The following is an 18,223-nucleotide window of genomic DNA, read 5'->3' on the forward strand; positions in this document are numbered from 1 at the left end:
GATTCAGAGAATGTGAAATAAAATCAGCGGGGTAAATCGGGCAGCAGATTTCTGCTCCCGGCACAGACCTGCAACGGGAGCACTTTTTTATGGCGGATTGGGTTAACGGTAAAGTCACCAAAATTGAAAACTGGACCGACAGTTTGTTCAGCATCACGGTGAGCGCTCCGGTCGATGCATTCAGCGCAGGGCAGTTCGCCAAACTGTCGATGGAGATTGAGGGAGAACGCGTGCAGCGGGCCTATTCCTACGTCAACGCACCCAGCGACCCGAATCTGGAGTTCTATCTGGTCACCGTCCCGGAGGGCAAACTCAGCCCGCGTCTGCATGCGCTGGAGATTGGCAGCGAAATCCAGGTGACCAAAGAAGCCGCAGGTTTTTTCGTTATCGACGAAGTACCGGAGTGTGACACGTTGTGGATGCTGGCGACCGGCACGGCGATCGGCCCTTATTTATCGATTTTGCAGGAAGGAATTGGGCTGGAGAGATTCCAGAATATCGTTCTGGTCCATGCCGCTCGCTTCTCGCAGGACCTCAGCTATTTGCCGTTGATGCAACAGCTACAGCAGCGTTACAACGGCAAACTGCATATCCAGACCGTTGTCAGCCGTGAGAAAACGCCGGGCTCGCTGACCGGGCGCGTTCCTGCGCTGATTGAAGACGGCACGCTCGAGGCCGCCGTCGGCCTGAAAATGGAGGCCGAAAATAGCCACATTATGCTGTGCGGTAACCCGCAGATGGTGCGCGATACCCAGCAAATTCTCAAGGACAGCCGTGGTATGCGCAAGCATCTCAAACGCAAACCGGGCCATATGACCAGCGAACATTACTGGTAAGTATCCGACAGCGCGATTATTTGAGTTTGACGTTTTCCGGTTCCGGGCCAAAACGATTTGCGCCCGGCGTACCGGCGAATACGCCGCAATCGATAATCAGCATCCCAAACAGAATGACCGGGATCAGCCGCCCCACCACCCATTGCCATAGCACCGGGATCATGTCCCAGTGACCAGCCGCCAGCATCCACGCCAGAATAAACAAAAAAGCCCATAAGGCAGAGCGGTTGCGGTCATGCAGGCGTTTGACCATCACCGCCGCCGTCGGCCAGAGTAAAACGACCACGGCAAATGCCGCCGATTTGATCTCAATCCACTGGCGATCGGCAAAGGTAAATGCCGCCACCATCAATACCAGCCAACTGGCCATCCAAATCCAAAAATCACGGCGGCCCATGCGACCATTAAACGAAAATAAGGCGTGTTGCAGTGTCATCGGGCATTGATCCCATCAAGTGTCGTAGCAGGTGTAAGCAGCAAAAAAGTTGGCGCAAAGTGTAACCCAGCCGGGAGGCGTGACGGCAATGTTTACGTACTCCTTTTGACATTGCCCCCGGATCCCCGCTTTAATCGACCATCGTCTCAAAACAAGAACAACGTTATGACCGCAAAATTCTTTATACGTCTGGCTCTGCCCGCACTGCTCCTGCTTTCTGGTCTGAATCTGGCGCGTGCCGAAATGCCAGCCGACCACCAGACCGTCGAAGAGATGCCCAAAGCCCCTTATTTACTCGCCGGTGCGCCAACGTTTGAAATGACGCTGGTGAGTTTCCGTGAAAAGTACAACGCGGCCAACCCGACTCAGCAGATCAACGAATTCCGCGCCATCAGTGATAAATCCGCCAATGAGCCGCTGACCCGTGCGGCCAGCAAGATTAATGAAAATCTCTACGCGTCGACGGCGCTCGAGAAAGGCACTGGCAAAATTAAAACCCTTCAAATTACCTATCTGCCCATTCAGGGACCTGAACAGAAGGCCGCACGCTCGCTCGCTATAAATTATATGGCCAATCTGATGCGGCAGTTCGATGCCAGTCTGTCAGTCGAACAAAGTGTGGCAAAAGTGGCCTCGCTGATTGACAAAGGTAAAGGGCAGCAATTTTATCAACAACAGCTGGGTGCCATCCGTTATGTGATCTCCGATAACGGCGAGAAAGGGCTGACCTTCGCAGTTGAACCCGTAAAACTGGCGCTGTCATGAACGCCGGCATGACGGCAATTAATGACAAAAAGCAAAGCCTTTACCACCAATCATCTCTATACTGTTGGGCAGGTAATCTGCTTGTTTGGCAGAAATTTTAATCGACACTCGCGTCCCCTTTTGGAGGAAAAAACATGCGACATCCATTAGTGATGGGTAACTGGAAGCTGAACGGTAGTACCCACATGGTTAACGAACTGATCGCTGCATTGCGCACCGAATTGACCACGGTTGAAGGTTGTGGCGTTGCTATCGCACCACCAGAAGTTTACCTGTCACAGGCTAAACACGCACTGGCGGGCAGCCGTATTGCCTTAGGCGCACAGAACGTTGATGCCAACCTGTCCGGCGCATTCACCGGTGAAATCTCTGCCGACATGCTGAAAGATATCGGTGCGAAATACATCATCATCGGCCACTCAGAACGCCGTACTTATCACAAAGAAACTGATGAGTTAATTGCTAAGAAATTTGGCGTACTGAAAACTGCAGGTCTGACCCCTGTGCTGTGCATCGGTGAAACCGAAGCAGAAAACGAAGCAGGCCAAACTGAAGCCGTTTGCGCTAAACAACTCGACGCAGTACTGAACACCCTGGGTGCGAAAGCGTTCGAAGGCGTAGTGGTTGCTTACGAGCCAGTTTGGGCTATCGGTACCGGCAAATCTGCCACCCCAGCGCAAGCTCAGGCCGTTCACAAATTCATCCGTGATCATATCGCCAAGCAAGATGCTGAAATCGCTAAACAAGTGATCATCCAATACGGCGGTTCTGTGAACGACAAAAACGCAGCAGAACTGTTTGCTCAGCCTGATATCGATGGCGCGCTGGTCGGCGGTGCATCTCTGAAAGCTGATGCCTTCGCAGTTATCGTGAAAGCAGCAGCAGAAGCGAAAAAAGCGTAAGTTTTGCTTTAACGCTGCATAAAAAAACCCCGACTTCATAATGAAATCGGGGTTTTTTATTAGGTGAATCCCATGCCCTAAATAATTGGCGTTGTACCAGGGCGGCAAGAGAGCGAATCCCGAATCACGGACTCAAGTCAGTGATCCGGGTGAGTAAACGCAGCCAACACAGGTACAACTTCAAGTATGACGGGCATTAGCGCTTACTGATTTGGTCGAAGATACCACCGGTAGAGAAGTGATCCTTCTGCGCCTCGGCCCAGGTACCAGCGACCTGCTCAATGGTGAACAGTTTCAGCTGTGGAAATTCTGCGGCAAATTTCTTCTCGACGGCTGCGTCACGCGGGCGGTAGTAATTTTCCGCAGCAATGGTCTGCCCTTCCGGTGAATAGAGATATTTCAGGTAAGCATCAGCCACGTCGCGGGTACCCCGCTTATCAACGACCTTGTCCACCACCGAAACCGTTGGTTCTGCCAGAATAGACTCACTCGGCGTCACGATTTCAAATTTATCTTTGCCCACCTCTTTGGTGGCCAGCAACGCTTCGTTTTCCCAGGCAATAAGCACATCACCGATGCCACGCTCAACGAAGGTATTGGTTGCACCACGTGCGCCGGAGTCCAGCACTTCGACGTTTTTATATAATGCTTTGACGAAGTCCTGCGCTTTGGCTTTGTCATTATTATTGTGATGCAGGGCATAACCCCATGCTGCCAGATAGTTCCAGCGTGCGCCGCCTGAGGTTTTCGGGTTCGGCGTAATGATCGACACGCCCGGTTTGATCAAATCATTCCAGTCATGAATTTGTTTCGGGTTGCCCTTCTTCACCAGGAAAACGATGGTCGAGGTATAAGGTGCAGAATTATCCGGCAGACGTTTGATCCAGTTCTTATCAATGCGGCCGCGCTCGGCGATGGCGTCCACATCATAGGCCAGTGCCAGCGTTACCACATCGGCTTCAATACCGTTAATGACTGACGTTGCCTGCTTGCCTGAACCGCCATGCGATTGACGAACGGTCACGGTGTCGCCGGTTTTACCTTGCCAGTATTTGCTGAAAGCCTTGTTGTATTGCTCATAGAGTTCACGCGTCGGATCATATGACACGTTCAGGATTTGAATATCTTTGGCAATGGCTCCCGTTGCGACCAGCAGTAATGCCAGACCTACACCCCATTTATTCATCGCACTTTCTCCCAGAAATAGTCTCAATAGATTGGATTTACCGAATCAGATAGAGAGAGCCTGCCAGAGAAAAATAAAACAATTAAAGATTAAAAGGTGTTCTGCTATTCCATTCAGGAATAAAGAAATGATGTACATAAAAAAAGCCCCCGCAAGCGGAGGCTCTCTGACTGAGGCGATAATCTGTTTTAGAACAGTTTTTTCGCCGTGTCGTACCAGTCTTCTTTGAATTTACTTTTCTTATTCTCAGGAGAGATACAAACCGAGATCAATTCATGCACCATTTTCTCGTTTTGTACACCCACACAGAAGCCACCCAGTGAGTAGTCGCGGTCTTTCTCCAACAGCAGATCGACAGCATAAGCGCCCATACGGGAAGCTAAAATACGGTCATAAGCAACCGGCGCACCACCGCGCTGAATGTGGCCCAGGACTGTGCCTCGGGTTTCACGGCAGGTTTCTTTCTCAATATATTTAGCCAGCTCATCGATATCATCCAGCTTTTCTGTGATGGCCACGATGGCGTGCTTTTTACCTTTCGCGATGCCGGCTTTGATTTCAGCAACCAGATCATCACGTTTGAACTCAACTTCTGGAATCGCGATAAACTCGCAACCACCGGCAATGGCAGCAGCCAAAGTCAAATCACCGCAATAGCGGCCCATCACTTCAACGATAGAGATACGCTGGTGTGAAGAAGAGGTATCACGTAAGCGGTCGATAGCTTCAACCACTGTACCCAAAGCAGTGAAGAAACCGATGGTGTAGTCAGTACCGGCCACATCGTTATCGATAGTGCCTGGCAAACCGATACAGCGAATACCGCCTTCTTTAGTCAGCAGATCTGCACCGGCATAAGAACCGTCACCACCGATAACCACCAGGCCATCGATACCACGGTCTTTCATATTCTGCAGGGCAATTTTGCGTTTTTCCGGATCACGAAACTCAGGGAAACGCGCAGAACCCAGGAAAGTACCGCCGCGGTTAATCATATCGGACACGCTATAGCGGTCCAGTTTTCTCATGCGGTTTTCATACATGCCAAGGTAGCCATCTTCAATACCGAAAACTTCCAACTCTGCTGACAACGCTGCGCGTACAACACCGCGAATGGCAGCATTCATGCCTGGCGCATCGCCACCACTTGTCAGTACACCGATTTTTTTAATCATGACTACCTCTGAACTTGTAGATGCAATTTCTTTAGAATTCTTGAGCATGCCTTTTGGCCCGGATATTACTGGTACTCGTTGGCGAATGCCGTTTGATGCTAATAGTATAACAAAACGTCATTGCTGAATTGATTCAAGTCAGCAAGAATTCGCTTACTCTGCTAACCCTTGGGCAATTTACCGATCCACCCTGTTTTTACAACATATTTTCCGCGAACATCTGAGGGTTTCCTGTCGGCGGGTGACGACATCACGGTATCAAAATATGCTTTAAATGTAGCCGGCAACCGCGAAAACCAAAAGAATCTGGGGCAGCTAAAACGTCGTCAGCAGAAACATTTACCCTAAGAATAGCATTTTTCAGGGATACATCTGACTGATAATGCGAGATAAGTGGTAAATGGCTGAGCAGGAGAACAGAGGGTACGGCGCAGGTTTCTGCACGCGGCAATACGCCTGCGCTGTAGCATTTTGAGAGATAACGCCAATATGAATAGAGCCCCGGTGGCAAATTTTGGGTTAAAAATATGAGGGCTGATAGACCGAAAACAGATACCAGGCGCCGAGAAATCACTCAACTCATTGATTTTATGTAATTATACATCTCTTCTTTAGCTTATCCGTTCGCGTAAATAGATAATATGGCATAACGCGCCCGTATAACTGGCTGGACAAACTGGGCCTGGACAAAAAAATTTGGCTGAGCGTAGGCGATATTCTGTGTTTCAGGTGGACGCTATAGATATGTATCTATTTACATTGGCGATTGCTGATTCTACTGAGATTACCTTATATTTCCAGCAGCTTATTTTATTGGCCTGGGATTGCCCCACCAGACCGAAATATTGTTCCCAAGCATTACTATGGGTTAACAAGTCTGAAAACATTTTCCCGAGTTCAGTTGCTGTCCAAACTGTTTTATAGCCATAACACCCCGTGGGAGCTGGCAACTTACGACTGATATATTGATCTAATGAATATTTTCCCTCATATGCCATGAGTACCGTATAAACTCTTCCCCATGGATGTTCGTGCTGATACCAGGGAATGACGACAAAGTGATGAATTGTTGTGGCTCTAACCCCTTCAAGCAAAAAATGCCAGACTGCTGTCTCTGAATTTGCGCCGATAAACCCGAGTAAATTATTTATTTTCCCTTGTGTAAACACTTCCTTTTTGATGACCTCACCACTCGATAAATCATTTTGTACTTTTCCATAAATAGCATGCCCTATTTCAACCGATACCGCAGGGCAGTTTAATATACCCATAAGTTTTTTATGACTTAGAATAGTGTCTATCAGTTTTCTTCCTGAATTACTCATGCGAACTCATCCTATAAAGGGGTTTAAATGTGCGTTATTTATCGTGAAAGCAATGATAATAAAATCATATGATTATGGTCGGCATATTGTCTCTATAGTCCTTCTAATCTTGAAACCTGCTCCACCAGGTCTTGAATGGGTGGGCGTTTTAAAAATTGGAAAGATTTTTAGAAAATAGTCACCATTCATATAAGTGATATAAATAACAGTTTCATTTATGTTATGCAATCCCTTAAATACAGTGCAGATTAACTCTGTAAGAAGAGACGTGTTACTTTATTACGCCCAACAGTCATGGATTAAAAATGATTGCAGCATGCCGCTCTTGCACATAAACCCCACGCCATTTTTGAAAAAATCGGTCAGGCCGTTGAGTATTTAAATATCCTGTTGGAATAGGTGGAAACCGTTTCAACACTTTCAGTCATGTACCATACTTAAGCAGTCACGAGCTATTCCTATAGCCCGTCTAGCCGATTAGTGTGATTTTTTATTTCCTCACTTTCTCTCTCAAGAGATTAAGCGTGTATAAATATTTATTCACCAGATAAATATTTGATTAAAGAAAATCATTCTTTATCAATACCTAACTTGTTAAATTATTCAGTCACGCTATTTTCCACATTTATATTTAGCCAAGGGAGCGTGGGTGAGTAGTCTCTAATGTGACTGAGGCTTTTTAAAATACATCAGCAAGGGGAATGAATTGTTGGGATACTCAATCTGTTGAAGGTAGATTTAGCGGTTGATAAAAAAAACCCACCTTTCGGTGGGGAAGACAGGGACATTGTCTATGGCAAGGAAAAACAGGGGTATTACTGGGTACTCATACTACTTGGCTTCTGGGCAGAAGTAGGGCGTAAGCCAGCCATCTGCTGCTGCATTTCTTGCATGCGCTGCTGATGTTTCTGGTTTAATAGGTTTTTCTGTTCAGGGCTTAGGAGATTGAACATTTGGTTGCGAATGCGGGCCATTTCGACCTGACGATCCACCTGCTCCTGCGCCATCACTTCGGCCTGTGCCCTGACAGCTTTTTGATCAAAATTTTCAGCCGTAACCAGTTTGTGCATCACTTCCAGCTGATCGACATTAATATGAGGTAAGTCTTTACGCGCCTGATGCATAAGATCACGCATCTGCTGGCGTTGCTGCTCAGTCAGGTTAACGCCATCAAACATGGTGTTGCGTTCCTGAGGTTTGTCCAGCATGTTGGTGTCGTGAGCGGCAGGGGCCACAGGCATCACGTTAGCGGTATCCGCTAAAACGACACCGGAACTCAGTGTCAGCATTGAGGCCGTAACTAATGCAGCTACCTTAGACATCACTCACTCCTATAGTCTTTATCGCTTATCGCGAATCATTGAAAAGCAGTCTAAACCTGCCGCTGCAAACAAGCGTCAGTGCTTGTAAAAGTACGTAAAGTCATGGAATAGCGGCAATTGATGACGTATTTTGCGTCTAGAGGTAAATACAATGAATAAAATTTTGTTGGTTGATGACGACCGTGAACTGACTTCACTCTTGAAAGAATTGCTTGAAATGGAAGGCTTTAATGTCGTGGTTGCTTACGATGGTGAGCAAGCATTGGAAAAGCTGGATAACAGCATCGATTTACTGTTACTCGATGTCATGATGCCGAAGAAAAACGGCATTGAAACCCTGAAAGAGTTACGCCAGCGCCATCAGACGCCGGTGATTATGCTGACAGCGCGCGGAAGCGAGCTGGATCGTGTGCTGGGTCTCGAACTCGGTGCCGATGACTATTTGGCTAAACCTTTTAACGATCGTGAACTGGTCGCGCGCATACGCGCTATGCTGCGGCGCTCAAACTGGAGCGAGCAACAGCAAGCTGGAGAAAATAACGGTTCCCCGACACTGGAAGTTGACGGGCTACAACTCAATCCTGGCCGCCAGGAAGCCAGCTTTGGCGGTGTCGCACTGGATCTGACCGGCACGGAATTCACTCTGCTTTATCTGCTGGCGAAGCATTTAGGTCAGGTAGTCTCTCGTGAACATCTCAGTCAGGAAGTGCTGGGCAAACGCCTGACGCCATTTGACCGCGCCATCGATATGCATATTTCGAATCTTCGCCGAAAACTGCCCGATCGTCAGGATGGACACCCATGGTTTAAAACCCTGCGTGGACGCGGGTATCTGATGGTATCTGCTACATGATCAACAGCCTGACGGCACGCATCTTTGCTATTTTCTGGTTTACCGTCGCCTTAGTATTGATGCTGGTCCTAATGGTGCCAAAGCTCGATTCACGCCAGTTAACTCCGCTGCTCGACAACGAACAGCGGCAGGGCCTGATGATAGAGCAGCATGTAGAAGCCGAACTGGCAGGCGACCCGGCCAACGACCTGATGTGGTGGCGCCGCTTGTTCCGCGCTATCGACAAATGGGCGCCGCCCGGCCAGCGTCTGCTGCTGGTCACCAGCGAAGGTCGGGTGATTGGCGCGCAGCGTAATGAAATGCAGATTGTCCGTAACTTTATCGGCCAGTCTGATAACTCCGATCGTCCCAAAAAGAAAAAATATGGCCGCGTCGAAATGGTCGGTCCTTTTTCTGTGCGTGACGGCGAAGATAACTATCAGCTTTACCTGTTACGACCGGCCAGCAGCCCACAGTCAGACTTCATCAACCTGATGTTTGACCGTCCATTGCTGTTGCTGATTGTCACCATGTTAATCAGCTCACCGTTGCTGCTGTGGCTCTCATGGAGTCTGGCCAAACCGGCCCGTAAGCTGAAAAACGCCGCTGATGACGTAGCGCGCGGTAATCTTAAGCAACATCCTGAACTGGAAGCCGGACCGCAGGAGTTCCTCGCCACCGGTGCCAGTTTTAACCAGATGGTCAGCGCACTGGAACGCATGGTCAACGCGCAACAGCGCCTGATTTCGGACATCTCGCACGAGTTAAGAACGCCGCTGACGCGGCTGCAGTTGGCCACCGCACTGATGCGTCGCCGTCATGGTGAAGGGAAAGAGCTGCAACGCATTGAAATGGAAGCACAACGCCTCGACAGCATGATCAATGACTTGTTGGTATTGTCCCGCAGTCAGCATAAAAACGAGCTGACGCGCGAGATACTGAAAGCCAATGATCTTTGGGCTGATGTCATTGATAACGCACAGTTCGAAGCTGAGCAGATGGGCAAAACGCTGGAAGTACCTGCCCCTCCAGGCCCGTGGAAGCTGTTCGGTAACCCAGCGGCACTCGACAGTGCCCTGGAAAACATCGTGCGTAATGCTCTGCGTTACTCCAATACTCACATTGCGCTGAATTTTTCCTGTGACAGCGACGGCATCACCATCACGGTGGATGATGACGGTCCGGGTGTCAGTGAAACCGATCGGGAGCAGATTTTCCGGCCCTTCTACCGGACTGACGAAGCACGTGATCGGGAGTCTGGCGGTACGGGGCTGGGGCTGGCGATTGTCGATACTGCCGTTCAGCAGCATCGCGGTTGGGTAAAAGCCGAGGACAGTCCGCTCGGCGGTCTGCGTCTTATCATGTGGCTACCGCTGCATCAGCGTTGAGATTCTGCTATTCTGCGTCCCTCTAACAGGGGGGCGCATGCTTAATATCGTATTATTTGAACCAGAAATCCCACCCAATACGGGCAACATTATCCGTCTGTGTGCCAATACCGGCTTCCAGCTACATCTGATCAAACCACTCGGTTTTGGCTGGGATGACAAAAAATTGCGTCGTGCCGGGCTCGATTACCATGAATTCGCCAGCATCAGGCATCACGCCAACTATGATGCTTTTCTTGACAGCGAAAATCCGCAGCGCATCTTTGCCGTGACGACCAAAGGCACGCCAGCGCACAGCGCGGTCAGTTATCACGAAGGGGATTTTCTATTATTTGGCCCGGAGACGCGCGGGCTACCGGCGAGCATTCTGGACAATTTGCCCGCAGAGCAAAAAATCCGCATTCCGATGCAACCCGAAAGCCGCAGCATGAATTTGTCAAACGCAGTTTCTGTGGTGGTGTACGAAGCCTGGCGCCAACTAGGGTATTCCGGCGCAATCATCAAAGCCTGACGTCAAGACCTAAAGAAATGGCACGTGAACACATGCCATTGTCAGGCTCAAATTCCGTCGCCGAATTCAAAACCCTGAGTAATACCGTTGAAGTGCTGATCCATATCCATGGATGGTCGTTCACTTTCAGGACGCCCGACGATACGTGCCGGAACCCCCGCAGCTGTGGTGTGAGCCGGAACGGATTGCAGTACGACAGAACCCGCGCCAATCTTGGCTCCGACGCCCACTTCAATGTTACCCAGGATTTTAGCTCCTGCGCCAATCATCACGCCTTCACGGATTTTCGGGTGCCGGTCACCACAGGTCTTACCCGTACCGCCGAGCGTGACGGATTGCAGAATCGACACGTCATTTTCAACCACAGCCGTTTCACCAATCACGATGCCGGTGGCGTGGTCGAGCATGATGCCGCAACCAATCCGGGCCGCCGGGTGAATATCAACGCCAAAGGTCACCGAAATTTGATTCTGGAAGTAGATGGCCAGCGCCTGGCGGTCCTGTTTCCACAGCCAGTTACCTATGCGATAAGCCTGCAGAGCGTGGAAGCCTTTCAGATACAATAACGGCGTGGAGTATTTATCCACCGCGGCATCACGCTGATGCACGGCGAGGATGTCACGGGCAGCGGAAAGCGTCATCTGCGCGTCGTTACGGTAGGCTTCTTCGACCACTTCACGAATAGCGATAGCGGGCATAATCGGGCTGCCCAGCTTGTTTGCCAGAATGTAGCTTAACGCGCTGTCGAGATTTTCATGCTTGAGCAACGTCGCATGAAAAAAGCTCGCCAGCATAGGTTCACACTCAGCCAGCGCTCTCGCCTCTGATTTAATGTTTTTCCAGACCAGTTCCAGCTCTTCTAACGACATCACTGTTCCTTACGGATAAATAAAGTATGAGGCGACGGGGTAATAAAAAGCCGCTCTATTGGGTTGCCAATAGAGAGGCTCTGACTCAGCACGGGGTCAGTGGCTGCTTGTTTCATCTTTACTGGCACGGGCCAGTAAACTGATGGCCGCTTCGCGGGCATCTTTGTGACAATACAGCACCTGATAGATCTGCTCAGTGATCGGCATTTCAACGTTAAAACGCTGCGCCAACGCCCGGACTTCTTTGGTATTACGGTAGCCTTCGACCACCTGACCAATCTGATCCTGTGCGCCCTGAACATCCATCCCCTGACCGAGCATAATACCAAACCGACGATTACGAGATTGGTTATCTGTGCAGGTTAACACCAAATCACCCAGCCCTGCCATGCCCATGAAAGTGGAAGGGTCAGCGCCCAGCGCCGAGCCCAAACGACTCATTTCAGCCAGGCCACGGGTGATCAATGCCGTGCGGGCATTGGCCCCAAAACCTATCCCATCTGACATGCCAGCACCGATGGCGATGACGTTTTTCACCGCCCCGCCCAGTTGAACGCCGATGAAATCGGGATTGCTGTACACGCGGAAGCTTTTACCGCAATGCAGCAGTTGCTGGAGGTCTTCAGCAAATTCAGCATCGGTCGACGCCAGCGCAATAGCGGTTGGCATTCCCGCGGCAAGCTCTTTAGCAAAGGTCGGGCCAGAAACCACGGCGAGCGGAATACTCTCACCCAGCGCTTCACGGGCGACATCCTGTAGCAGGCGTCCGGTTTCAGCTTCCAGACCTTTGGTAGCCCAGACAATGCGGGCATCGGTGCGCAGATGCGGTTTTATCTGCCGCAGCACATCACCAAAGACATGGCTGGGAACCACCACCAGTACGTTACGGCTGGCGGCCAAGGCCAGAGAAAGATCGGTTTCCAGCACTAAGCTGTCAGGGAAAGGAACATCGGGCAAAAATGCCTGATTGCAGCGGGCAGCTTGTAACGTGCGGATATTTTCGGCGTTATGCCCCCACAACACGACGTTGTGGCCATTTCTGGCAAGGGTTATTGCTAAAGCGGTGCCGTAAGAGCCGGCACCGATCACAGTCATTGAAGCATTGACGGTTTTCATCAGGCATCCTGATGTGGTTCTGCACCTTCGCCATCAGCCTGCTGTTGCAGATAGTTCATGAACAGCGCGTCAAAGTTAACAGGTGCCAGGTTGAGCTGCGGGAAAGTACCGCGCGATACCAGGCTGGTAATGCACTCACGGGCATAAGGGAACAGGATGTTCGGGCAGTAAGCACCCAGGCAATGCGCCAGTTGATTCCCGTCAATACCAGAGATGGAGAAAATGCCGCCTTGCTGAACTTCACACAGGAACGCAGTGTCGTCGCCCAGTGAAGAAGTCACGGTAACGCGCAATACAACTTCATATACGTCATCACCCAACTGGCTTGAAGCCGTATCAAGATCAAGTTTAACTTCTGGCTGCCAGTCTTGCTGGAAAACCTGAGGCGCATTTGGCGCTTCGAAGGAGATATCTTTGGTATAGATACGCTGGATCTGGAAAGCCATCTCGGTGTTGTTTTGTTCTGACATGTGAGTAGTACCCTTAAGTTAACAGTCCTTTTAAACACTTAATGAATATGCACAGCAGCAGGATGTCGCTTACAGCAACGGATCCAGCCCGCCTTGCGCATCAAGTGCATGTAAATCGTCGCAGCCACCAATGTGCTGCCCGCCGATAAAAATCTGAGGTACGGTAGAACGGCCGCTACGTGCGATCATTTTTTCACGTTTGTCCGCATCACCGTCAATGGCAATCTCATCAAATGCTGCGCCTTTGCTGTTGAGCAACGCTTTCGCACGATGGCAGTAAGGACAGGTTGCCTTGGTGTAAATTTCAATTTTAGCCACGGATACCACCTCTAAATCGTTGATGTTGGTACTGCTTATCATGCCCGGTGATTATTTACCGCGCGCCAAAGGCAGATTTTCACCGCTCCAGCCTGAGATCCCATCTTTCAGAGTATAGACATGCTCGAAGCCAGCGCTGATCAAGCCTTCTGCCGCGGTACGAGAAGAAGTGCCATTGGCGCAAACGACGATCACCGGCTGAGCTTTATGCTTGGTGAGTTCGCCTAAGTTGTTGTTCTTGATGTCAGTACTCAACACGTTTAAGGACGTGGAGATATGACCTTTACGGAATTCTTCACGCGCACGCACGTCAACCACGACAGCGTCTTCTTTGTTGATCAGGCGGGTCGCTTCACCACGGGTGATCTCTTTGACTTTAGAAAAACGTGTTTTAAAGGTGGTCACAATCACTGCAATCAGCAACGCAACCCACGCCAGGCTGAGAACCGGATGCGCACTAATGAACGGCATAATATCTTGCATGGGGTGTAGCAACTCCCGTCTGTTGGGGGAAAATTCAAGGCTTGAGAGTATACCTGCGCGCTGCGGCAAATACAGCCAGTAAGCATCTCCAAATGCCACAAACTGCGGCATATCTCGAAAAACTAACACGCATTTATGCCCAAAGTTAATCCAAACATTGCGTCATCTTTGATCTCTCATGGCTATTCGTGTTTGCCCGCTGAGGTAAAATCCCCCGGCAAAAGTGGAAATAGCCGCGCCGGCTCCGCGCCCGGATGCAAATCCCGGTAACCGGCGAGCCTATTTCGCATTTACTCTTTCAACGAGGCTATTTGACATGTCGAGCAACAAAAACCCCATGGTATTGGTCATTCTGGACGGCTACGGCCATCGCGAAGAGCAACAGGACAACGCCATTCTGAATGCAAAAACCCCGGTGATGGACAACCTGTGGAACACCTACCCGCATACGCTGATCGCCGCATCAGGTCTGGATGTCGGTTTGCCTGAGGGTCAGATGGGTAACTCCGAAGTCGGTCACGTCAATCTGGGCGCAGGCCGCATCGTTTATCAGGATTTGACCCGCCTCGACAAAGAAATCAAAGACGGGGACTTCTTCGAAAACGCCGTGCTTGCTGCCGCCGTTGACCGTGCCGTAAGCGCAGATAAAGCGGTGCATATTATGGGCCTGCTCTCTGCGGGCGGCGTTCATAGCCACGAAGATCACATTATGGCGATGGTCGAGATGGCCCATCGTCGCGGTGCCAAAGCGATTTACCTGCATGCTTTCCTGGATGGCCGCGACACCCCGCCACGCAGCGCCGAAGCGGCTTTAAAACGCTTTAGTGAAAAATTCGCGCAAATCGGCACCGGCCGTATCGCGTCAATTATTGGCCGTTACTACGCCATGGACCGCGACAACCGCTGGGACCGTGTACAGTTAGCCTATGACCTGATGACTCAGGCCAAAGGCGCGTTCACCGCAGAAAACGCAGTAACCGCTTTGCAGGCAGCCTATGCGCGTGATGAGAATGACGAATTCGTCAAACCTACGGTTCTGCGTAAAGCAGGCGAAGCGGATGCCGCACTGGATGATGGCGACGCAATGATCTTCATGAACTTCCGCGCTGACCGCGCGCGCGAAATCACCCGTGCCTTCATCAGCCCGGACTTCGACGGTTTTATCCGTGAAAAAGTGATTAATTTCGGTGATTTCGTGATGCTGACCGAATACGCCGCCGACATCGACGCAGCCTGCGCTTACCCGCCAGCTTCGCTGAAAAACACCCTGGGCGAGTGGCTGATGGCGCACGATAAAACCCAGCTGCGTATTTCTGAAACGGAGAAATATGCGCACGTCACCTTCTTCTTTAATGGTGGCATGGAACAGCCTTTCACTGGCGAAGACCGCATTCTGATTAAATCCCCGAACGTGGCAACTTATGATTTGCAGCCGGAAATGAGCTCCGCAGAATTGACCGACAAACTGCTGGGTGCGATTGCCAGCGGCAAATATGACACCATCATTTGTAACTACCCGAATGGTGACATGGTCGGCCATACCGGCATTTATGAAGCAGCGGTGAAAGCAGTTGAGACGCTGGACGCCTGCATCGCTCAGGTTGTTGATGCCGTGAAACACGTGGGCGGTCAGTTACTGATCACCGCCGATCACGGTAATGCAGAACAAATGAGTGATCCGGCTACCGGTCAGGCACACACCGCGCACACCAGCCTGCCAGTTCCGCTGATTTACATCGGTAGTAACGCGCAGGCGGTTGAAGGCGGTAAACTTTCCGACATCGCGCCAACCATGCTGTCGTTGATGGGGATGGAAATCCCGCAGGAAATGAGCGGAAAACCGTTATTTATCGTAAAATAAACCCGCGATAAACCGCGTTTAAAAGGCGTATCTGCATAACCAGATACGCCTTTTTTGTTTGTGCATCAGCCGGTTGATTAGTGTTACGATAACCCGAAGGACAGCCAGATTGTCTATCATCCACGGTCGGCAAGCAGGAAAAAGTTTGAGCAAATTCATCAATTTCAGCGCATTGAGAAACCGCCTTTCGACTAAAGAAAAGGCCACTTCGGGGATCCCGGCATCCACGCTTTTGCTCTGCGCTTCGTTACTTATTCCTCCCTTTGCTGCCCATGCTGATGACAATAAAGACCAGCTTAAAACCCTCCAGCAGAGCATTGCCGAAAAAGAGAAAAGTGTTAAACAGCAGAAACAGCAACGCGGCTCTTTACAGCAACAGTTACAGGCGCAGGAAAAAATCATTGCCTCGGCCAGCCGCGGATTACGTGATACCCAGTCGGCCTTATCCACTCTCGGTAAAGATATTTCCAGCCTGAATACCTCGATAGATAAACTGCAAAAACAGCAAAAAAGTCAGGAAGCCATTCTGGCGAAACAGCTTGATGCTGCTTTCCGTCTCGGCCAGCACAACGGTTTGCAGCTGATTTTCAGCGGTGAAGAGAGCGAACGCAGCGAACGGATCCTGGCCTATTTCGGTTATCTCAACGAAGCGCGCAAGAAATCTATTGAAGAACTTAAGCAGACACGAACCGATCTCGCTTCGCAGCGCGTAACGCTGCAGTCAAAACAAACTCAGCAGAAAAGCGTGCTCAATGAACAGCAAACCCAGCAGCAGAAACTGGAACAAGCCCGTGCAGCCAGAAAACAAACCCTGACCGCACTGGAAAGTTCATTGCAAAAAGATGAGCAAAGCCTGACTGAGCTGCGCGCCAACGAGACACGCCTGCGTGACAAAATTGCCGCCGCCGAACGCGCCGCCCGCGCTCGTGCAGAGAAAGAGGCCAAAGAGGCCGCAGCAGTCCGCGCTAAAGAACAGCAGGCCAAGAAGAAAGGCTCCACCTACAAACCGACCCAGGGCGAACAAGCGCTGGTATCCCGCACCGGCGGCCTTGGCCGACCAGCGGGCCAGGATATGTGGCCTGTGCGTGGATCTGTACTGCACCGCTTCGGCGAACAGTTGCAGGGTGAGCTACGCTGGAAAGGCATCGTCATTTCAGCCCGTGAAGGCAGCGAAGTGAAGGCCATTGCCGATGGCCGCGTTCTGCTAGCCGACTGGCTGCAAGGCTACGGTCTGGTGGTGGTCATTGAACACGGCAAAGGTGATATGAGCCTGTATGGTTACAACCAAAGCGCACTGGTGAATGTGGGTGACCAGGTGAAATCCGGTCAGGCCATCGCATTAGTGGGCACCAGCGGCGGTCAGGGCCAGCCATCGCTGTATTTCGAAATTCGTCGTCAGGGCCAGGCCGTTAACCCACAGCCGTGGTTGGGAAGATAGCATTGCGATATAAAAAGTCCGTTTTAGCCGCACTTTGTGGCACCGCCCTGTTTGCCTGTCAGGCTCAGGCTGCGAAGTTAGCCATTCTTATTGATGATTTTGGTTACCGGCAGCAGAACGAAAATCAGGTGTTGCAGATGCCCAAGGCCGTCTCCATCGCGATTTTCCCTAATGCCCCGGATACACGTGTGATGATGGAAAAAGCCCATCAGCAAGGCCGCGAAATCCTCATCCACCTGCCCATGGCTCCGCTCAGTAAACAGCCGCTGGAAAAAGATACCTTAACGCCGTCGATGAGCCGCGAAGAAGTTAAACGCATTGTCGATAAGGCTATCGCCAGCGTGCCCTATGCCATTGGGATTAATAACCATATGGGCAGCGCGATGACCTCCAGCCTGCCGGGTATGGAAAATGTGATGCAGGCGATGAACGCCCATAATCTGTTTTTCCTCGATAGCATGACGATAGGCAATACCAAGTCCGTGCAGGCTGCGGCCGGAACGCGAGTCAGGGTGATTAAGCGCAACGTCTTCCTGGACGATGTGCAAAACGAAGCAGAGATCCGCCATCAGTTTGAACGTGCGATTCAGCTTGCGCGACGCAACGGTTATGCCATCGCCATCGGCCACCCGCACCCGACTACCGTGCGCGTTCTGCAACAGATGCTACCTAATCTGCCCTCCGACATTGTACTGGTTCGCCCAAGCGATCTGTTGAATGAACCGACGCGCAGCGCACCTGCAGGTAAAGTGCCAGATAAAGTTACCCCACCGAAAACCGTGTTCAAAGGCATACGCCTCTGTTCAGCGAAACAACCGGTCCCACCGGTTTACGCGGATGTGATGGTTAAAACCATTGGTGAAAGCGTCGCGCAACTTCCTGCTGTCACTTTCGTTGAACGCACCTGGCATACCTGGTTTACCAAACAGCCCTGAGCAGTGAATATCAGGAATGCAAAAGGCCAGCACAACGCTGGCCTTTGTTATTTCT

19 protein-coding genes are annotated in these 18,223 nt (G+C 50.8%); 9 read left to right on the top strand and 10 right to left on the bottom strand.

The features are described 5' to 3' along the window. The first annotated feature begins 89 nt into the window (after window positions 1-89). Window positions 90-836, top strand: coding sequence for a ferredoxin--NADP(+) reductase (gene fpr / locus EAH77_RS20935; RefSeq protein WP_140474736.1), 747 nt, complete (start codon window positions 90-92; stop codon window positions 834-836). 16 nt (window positions 837-852) lie between these two features. On the opposite strand, the gene EAH77_RS20940 is transcribed toward fpr, so the two are convergent. Beyond that, complete coding sequence (locus EAH77_RS20940) at window positions 853-1,272, bottom strand: DUF805 domain-containing protein (RefSeq protein WP_140474737.1); 420 nt, start codon at window positions 1,270-1,272, stop codon at window positions 853-855. Between the two features lie 165 nt (window positions 1,273-1,437). On the opposite strand from EAH77_RS20940, the gene EAH77_RS20945 reads away from it, so the two are divergent. Continuing rightward, on the top strand, window positions 1,438-2,037 hold the full coding sequence (locus EAH77_RS20945) for a DUF1454 family protein (RefSeq protein ID WP_140474738.1): 600 nt from the start codon (window positions 1,438-1,440) through the stop codon (window positions 2,035-2,037). 134 nt (window positions 2,038-2,171) lie between these two features. Continuing rightward, window positions 2,172-2,939, top strand: a complete 768-nt coding sequence (gene tpiA, locus EAH77_RS20950) for a triose-phosphate isomerase (protein WP_140474739.1) — start codon at window positions 2,172-2,174, stop codon at window positions 2,937-2,939. A 196-nt stretch (window positions 2,940-3,135) separates the two neighbouring features. Here the strand turns inward: tpiA and EAH77_RS20955 are convergent, their stop codons facing one another. The 4 genes from EAH77_RS20955 to cpxP all read right to left on the bottom strand — a co-directional run bounded on the left by EAH77_RS20955 (window position 3,136) and on the right by cpxP (window position 7,947). Then, a complete protein-coding gene (locus tag EAH77_RS20955) occupies window positions 3,136-4,125 on the bottom strand; it encodes a sulfate ABC transporter substrate-binding protein (protein WP_140474740.1) in 990 nt (329 codons plus the stop codon). 188 nt (window positions 4,126-4,313) lie between these two features. Next, on the bottom strand, window positions 4,314-5,300 hold the full coding sequence (gene pfkA / locus EAH77_RS20960) for a 6-phosphofructokinase (RefSeq protein ID WP_140474741.1): 987 nt from the start codon (window positions 5,298-5,300) through the stop codon (window positions 4,314-4,316). A 725-nt stretch (window positions 5,301-6,025) separates the two neighbouring features. Next, a complete protein-coding gene (locus EAH77_RS20965; RefSeq protein WP_140474742.1) occupies window positions 6,026-6,625 on the bottom strand; it encodes a hypothetical protein in 600 nt (199 codons plus the stop codon). Between the two features lie 815 nt (window positions 6,626-7,440). Further along, window positions 7,441-7,947, bottom strand: a complete 507-nt coding sequence (gene cpxP / locus EAH77_RS20970) for a cell-envelope stress modulator CpxP (protein WP_140474743.1) — start codon at window positions 7,945-7,947, stop codon at window positions 7,441-7,443. Between the two features lie 151 nt (window positions 7,948-8,098). On the opposite strand from cpxP, the gene cpxR reads away from it, so the two are divergent. From cpxR to trmL, 3 genes are read left to right on the top strand one after another with little or no spacing between them, the layout of a single operon-like run. Then, the gene (cpxR, locus tag EAH77_RS20975; RefSeq protein WP_140474744.1) at window positions 8,099-8,800 is read left to right on the top strand and encodes an envelope stress response regulator transcription factor CpxR; all 702 of its coding nucleotides are present in this window, start codon (window positions 8,099-8,101) and stop codon (window positions 8,798-8,800) included. Beyond that, complete coding sequence (gene cpxA / locus EAH77_RS20980) at window positions 8,797-10,167, top strand: envelope stress sensor histidine kinase CpxA (RefSeq protein WP_140474745.1); 1,371 nt, start codon at window positions 8,797-8,799, stop codon at window positions 10,165-10,167. Before cpxR ends, cpxA begins: the two co-directional genes overlap by 4 nt. A gap of 37 nt (window positions 10,168-10,204) precedes the next feature. Further along, complete coding sequence (trmL, locus tag EAH77_RS20985) at window positions 10,205-10,678, top strand: tRNA (uridine(34)/cytosine(34)/5-carboxymethylaminomethyluridine(34)-2'-O)-methyltransferase TrmL (protein ID WP_140474746.1); 474 nt, start codon at window positions 10,205-10,207, stop codon at window positions 10,676-10,678. Window positions 10,679-10,725: 47 nt separating this feature from the next. On the opposite strand, the gene cysE is transcribed toward trmL, so the two are convergent. From cysE to EAH77_RS21010, 5 genes are all read right to left on the bottom strand, one after another. Then, a complete protein-coding gene (cysE, locus tag EAH77_RS20990; protein ID WP_140474747.1) occupies window positions 10,726-11,547 on the bottom strand; it encodes a serine O-acetyltransferase in 822 nt (273 codons plus the stop codon). A gap of 96 nt (window positions 11,548-11,643) precedes the next feature. Then, window positions 11,644-12,663 carry an NAD(P)H-dependent glycerol-3-phosphate dehydrogenase gene (gene gpsA / locus EAH77_RS20995; protein WP_140474748.1) on the bottom strand — a complete coding sequence of 340 codons (1,020 nt, stop codon included), beginning with the start codon at window positions 12,661-12,663 and terminating at the stop codon, window positions 11,644-11,646. Continuing rightward, the gene (secB, locus tag EAH77_RS21000; RefSeq protein WP_140474749.1) at window positions 12,663-13,133 is read right to left on the bottom strand and encodes a protein-export chaperone SecB; all 471 of its coding nucleotides are present in this window, start codon (window positions 13,131-13,133) and stop codon (window positions 12,663-12,665) included. Before secB ends, gpsA begins: the two co-directional genes overlap by 1 nt. A gap of 69 nt (window positions 13,134-13,202) precedes the next feature. Next, window positions 13,203-13,451 carry a glutaredoxin 3 gene (grxC, locus tag EAH77_RS21005; protein ID WP_140474750.1) on the bottom strand — a complete coding sequence of 83 codons (249 nt, stop codon included), beginning with the start codon at window positions 13,449-13,451 and terminating at the stop codon, window positions 13,203-13,205. A gap of 51 nt (window positions 13,452-13,502) precedes the next feature. Beyond that, a complete protein-coding gene (locus EAH77_RS21010) occupies window positions 13,503-13,934 on the bottom strand; it encodes a rhodanese-like domain-containing protein (RefSeq protein WP_140474751.1) in 432 nt (143 codons plus the stop codon). Window positions 13,935-14,250: 316 nt separating this feature from the next. Here EAH77_RS21010 and gpmM point away from each other — a divergent pair, with 316 nt between their 5' ends. The 3 genes from gpmM to EAH77_RS21025 all read left to right on the top strand — a co-directional run bounded on the left by gpmM (window position 14,251) and on the right by EAH77_RS21025 (window position 18,168). After that, the gene (gene gpmM, locus EAH77_RS21015) at window positions 14,251-15,795 is read left to right on the top strand and encodes a 2,3-bisphosphoglycerate-independent phosphoglycerate mutase (protein WP_140474752.1); all 1,545 of its coding nucleotides are present in this window, start codon (window positions 14,251-14,253) and stop codon (window positions 15,793-15,795) included. A gap of 172 nt (window positions 15,796-15,967) precedes the next feature. Then, window positions 15,968-17,233, top strand: a complete 1,266-nt coding sequence (gene envC / locus EAH77_RS21020) for a murein hydrolase activator EnvC (protein WP_277752574.1) — start codon at window positions 15,968-15,970, stop codon at window positions 17,231-17,233. Between the two features lie 2 nt (window positions 17,234-17,235). After that, the gene (locus EAH77_RS21025; RefSeq protein ID WP_140474754.1) at window positions 17,236-18,168 is read left to right on the top strand and encodes a divergent polysaccharide deacetylase family protein; all 933 of its coding nucleotides are present in this window, start codon (window positions 17,236-17,238) and stop codon (window positions 18,166-18,168) included. Window positions 18,169-18,223 lie beyond the last annotated feature (55 nt).

Origin of the sequence: Ewingella americana (assembly GCF_006438725.1) — a bacterium.
GTDB lineage: Bacteria > Pseudomonadota > Gammaproteobacteria > Enterobacterales > Enterobacteriaceae > Ewingella > Ewingella americana_A.

What these genes read in the sequence shown, in the direction of transcription:
- gpsA (WP_140474748.1), bottom strand. Translation starts at nt 12,663, where the DNA reads ATGAAAACCGTCAATGCTTCAATGACTGTGATCGGTGCCGGCTCTTAC.
- cpxR (WP_140474744.1), top strand. Translation starts at nt 8,099, where the DNA reads ATGAATAAAATTTTGTTGGTTGATGACGACCGTGAACTGACTTCACTC.
- cpxP (WP_140474743.1), bottom strand. Translation starts at nt 7,947, where the DNA reads ATGTCTAAGGTAGCTGCATTAGTTACGGCCTCAATGCTGACACTGAGT.
- tpiA (WP_140474739.1), top strand. Translation starts at nt 2,172, where the DNA reads ATGCGACATCCATTAGTGATGGGTAACTGGAAGCTGAACGGTAGTACC.
- EAH77_RS20945 (WP_140474738.1), top strand. Translation starts at nt 1,438, where the DNA reads ATGACCGCAAAATTCTTTATACGTCTGGCTCTGCCCGCACTGCTCCTG.
- EAH77_RS21010 (WP_140474751.1), bottom strand. Translation starts at nt 13,934, where the DNA reads ATGCAAGATATTATGCCGTTCATTAGTGCGCATCCGGTTCTCAGCCTG.
- cysE (WP_140474747.1), bottom strand. Translation starts at nt 11,547, where the DNA reads ATGTCGTTAGAAGAGCTGGAACTGGTCTGGAAAAACATTAAATCAGAG.
- trmL (WP_140474746.1), top strand. Translation starts at nt 10,205, where the DNA reads ATGCTTAATATCGTATTATTTGAACCAGAAATCCCACCCAATACGGGC.
- cpxA (WP_140474745.1), top strand. Translation starts at nt 8,797, where the DNA reads ATGATCAACAGCCTGACGGCACGCATCTTTGCTATTTTCTGGTTTACC.
- fpr (WP_140474736.1), top strand. Translation starts at nt 90, where the DNA reads ATGGCGGATTGGGTTAACGGTAAAGTCACCAAAATTGAAAACTGGACC.
- secB (WP_140474749.1), bottom strand. Translation starts at nt 13,133, where the DNA reads ATGTCAGAACAAAACAACACCGAGATGGCTTTCCAGATCCAGCGTATC.
- EAH77_RS20955 (WP_140474740.1), bottom strand. Translation starts at nt 4,125, where the DNA reads ATGAATAAATGGGGTGTAGGTCTGGCATTACTGCTGGTCGCAACGGGA.
- EAH77_RS20940 (WP_140474737.1), bottom strand. Translation starts at nt 1,272, where the DNA reads ATGACACTGCAACACGCCTTATTTTCGTTTAATGGTCGCATGGGCCGC.
- gpmM (WP_140474752.1), top strand. Translation starts at nt 14,251, where the DNA reads ATGTCGAGCAACAAAAACCCCATGGTATTGGTCATTCTGGACGGCTAC.
- EAH77_RS20965 (WP_140474742.1), bottom strand. Translation starts at nt 6,625, where the DNA reads ATGAGTAATTCAGGAAGAAAACTGATAGACACTATTCTAAGTCATAAA.
- pfkA (WP_140474741.1), bottom strand. Translation starts at nt 5,300, where the DNA reads ATGATTAAAAAAATCGGTGTACTGACAAGTGGTGGCGATGCGCCAGGC.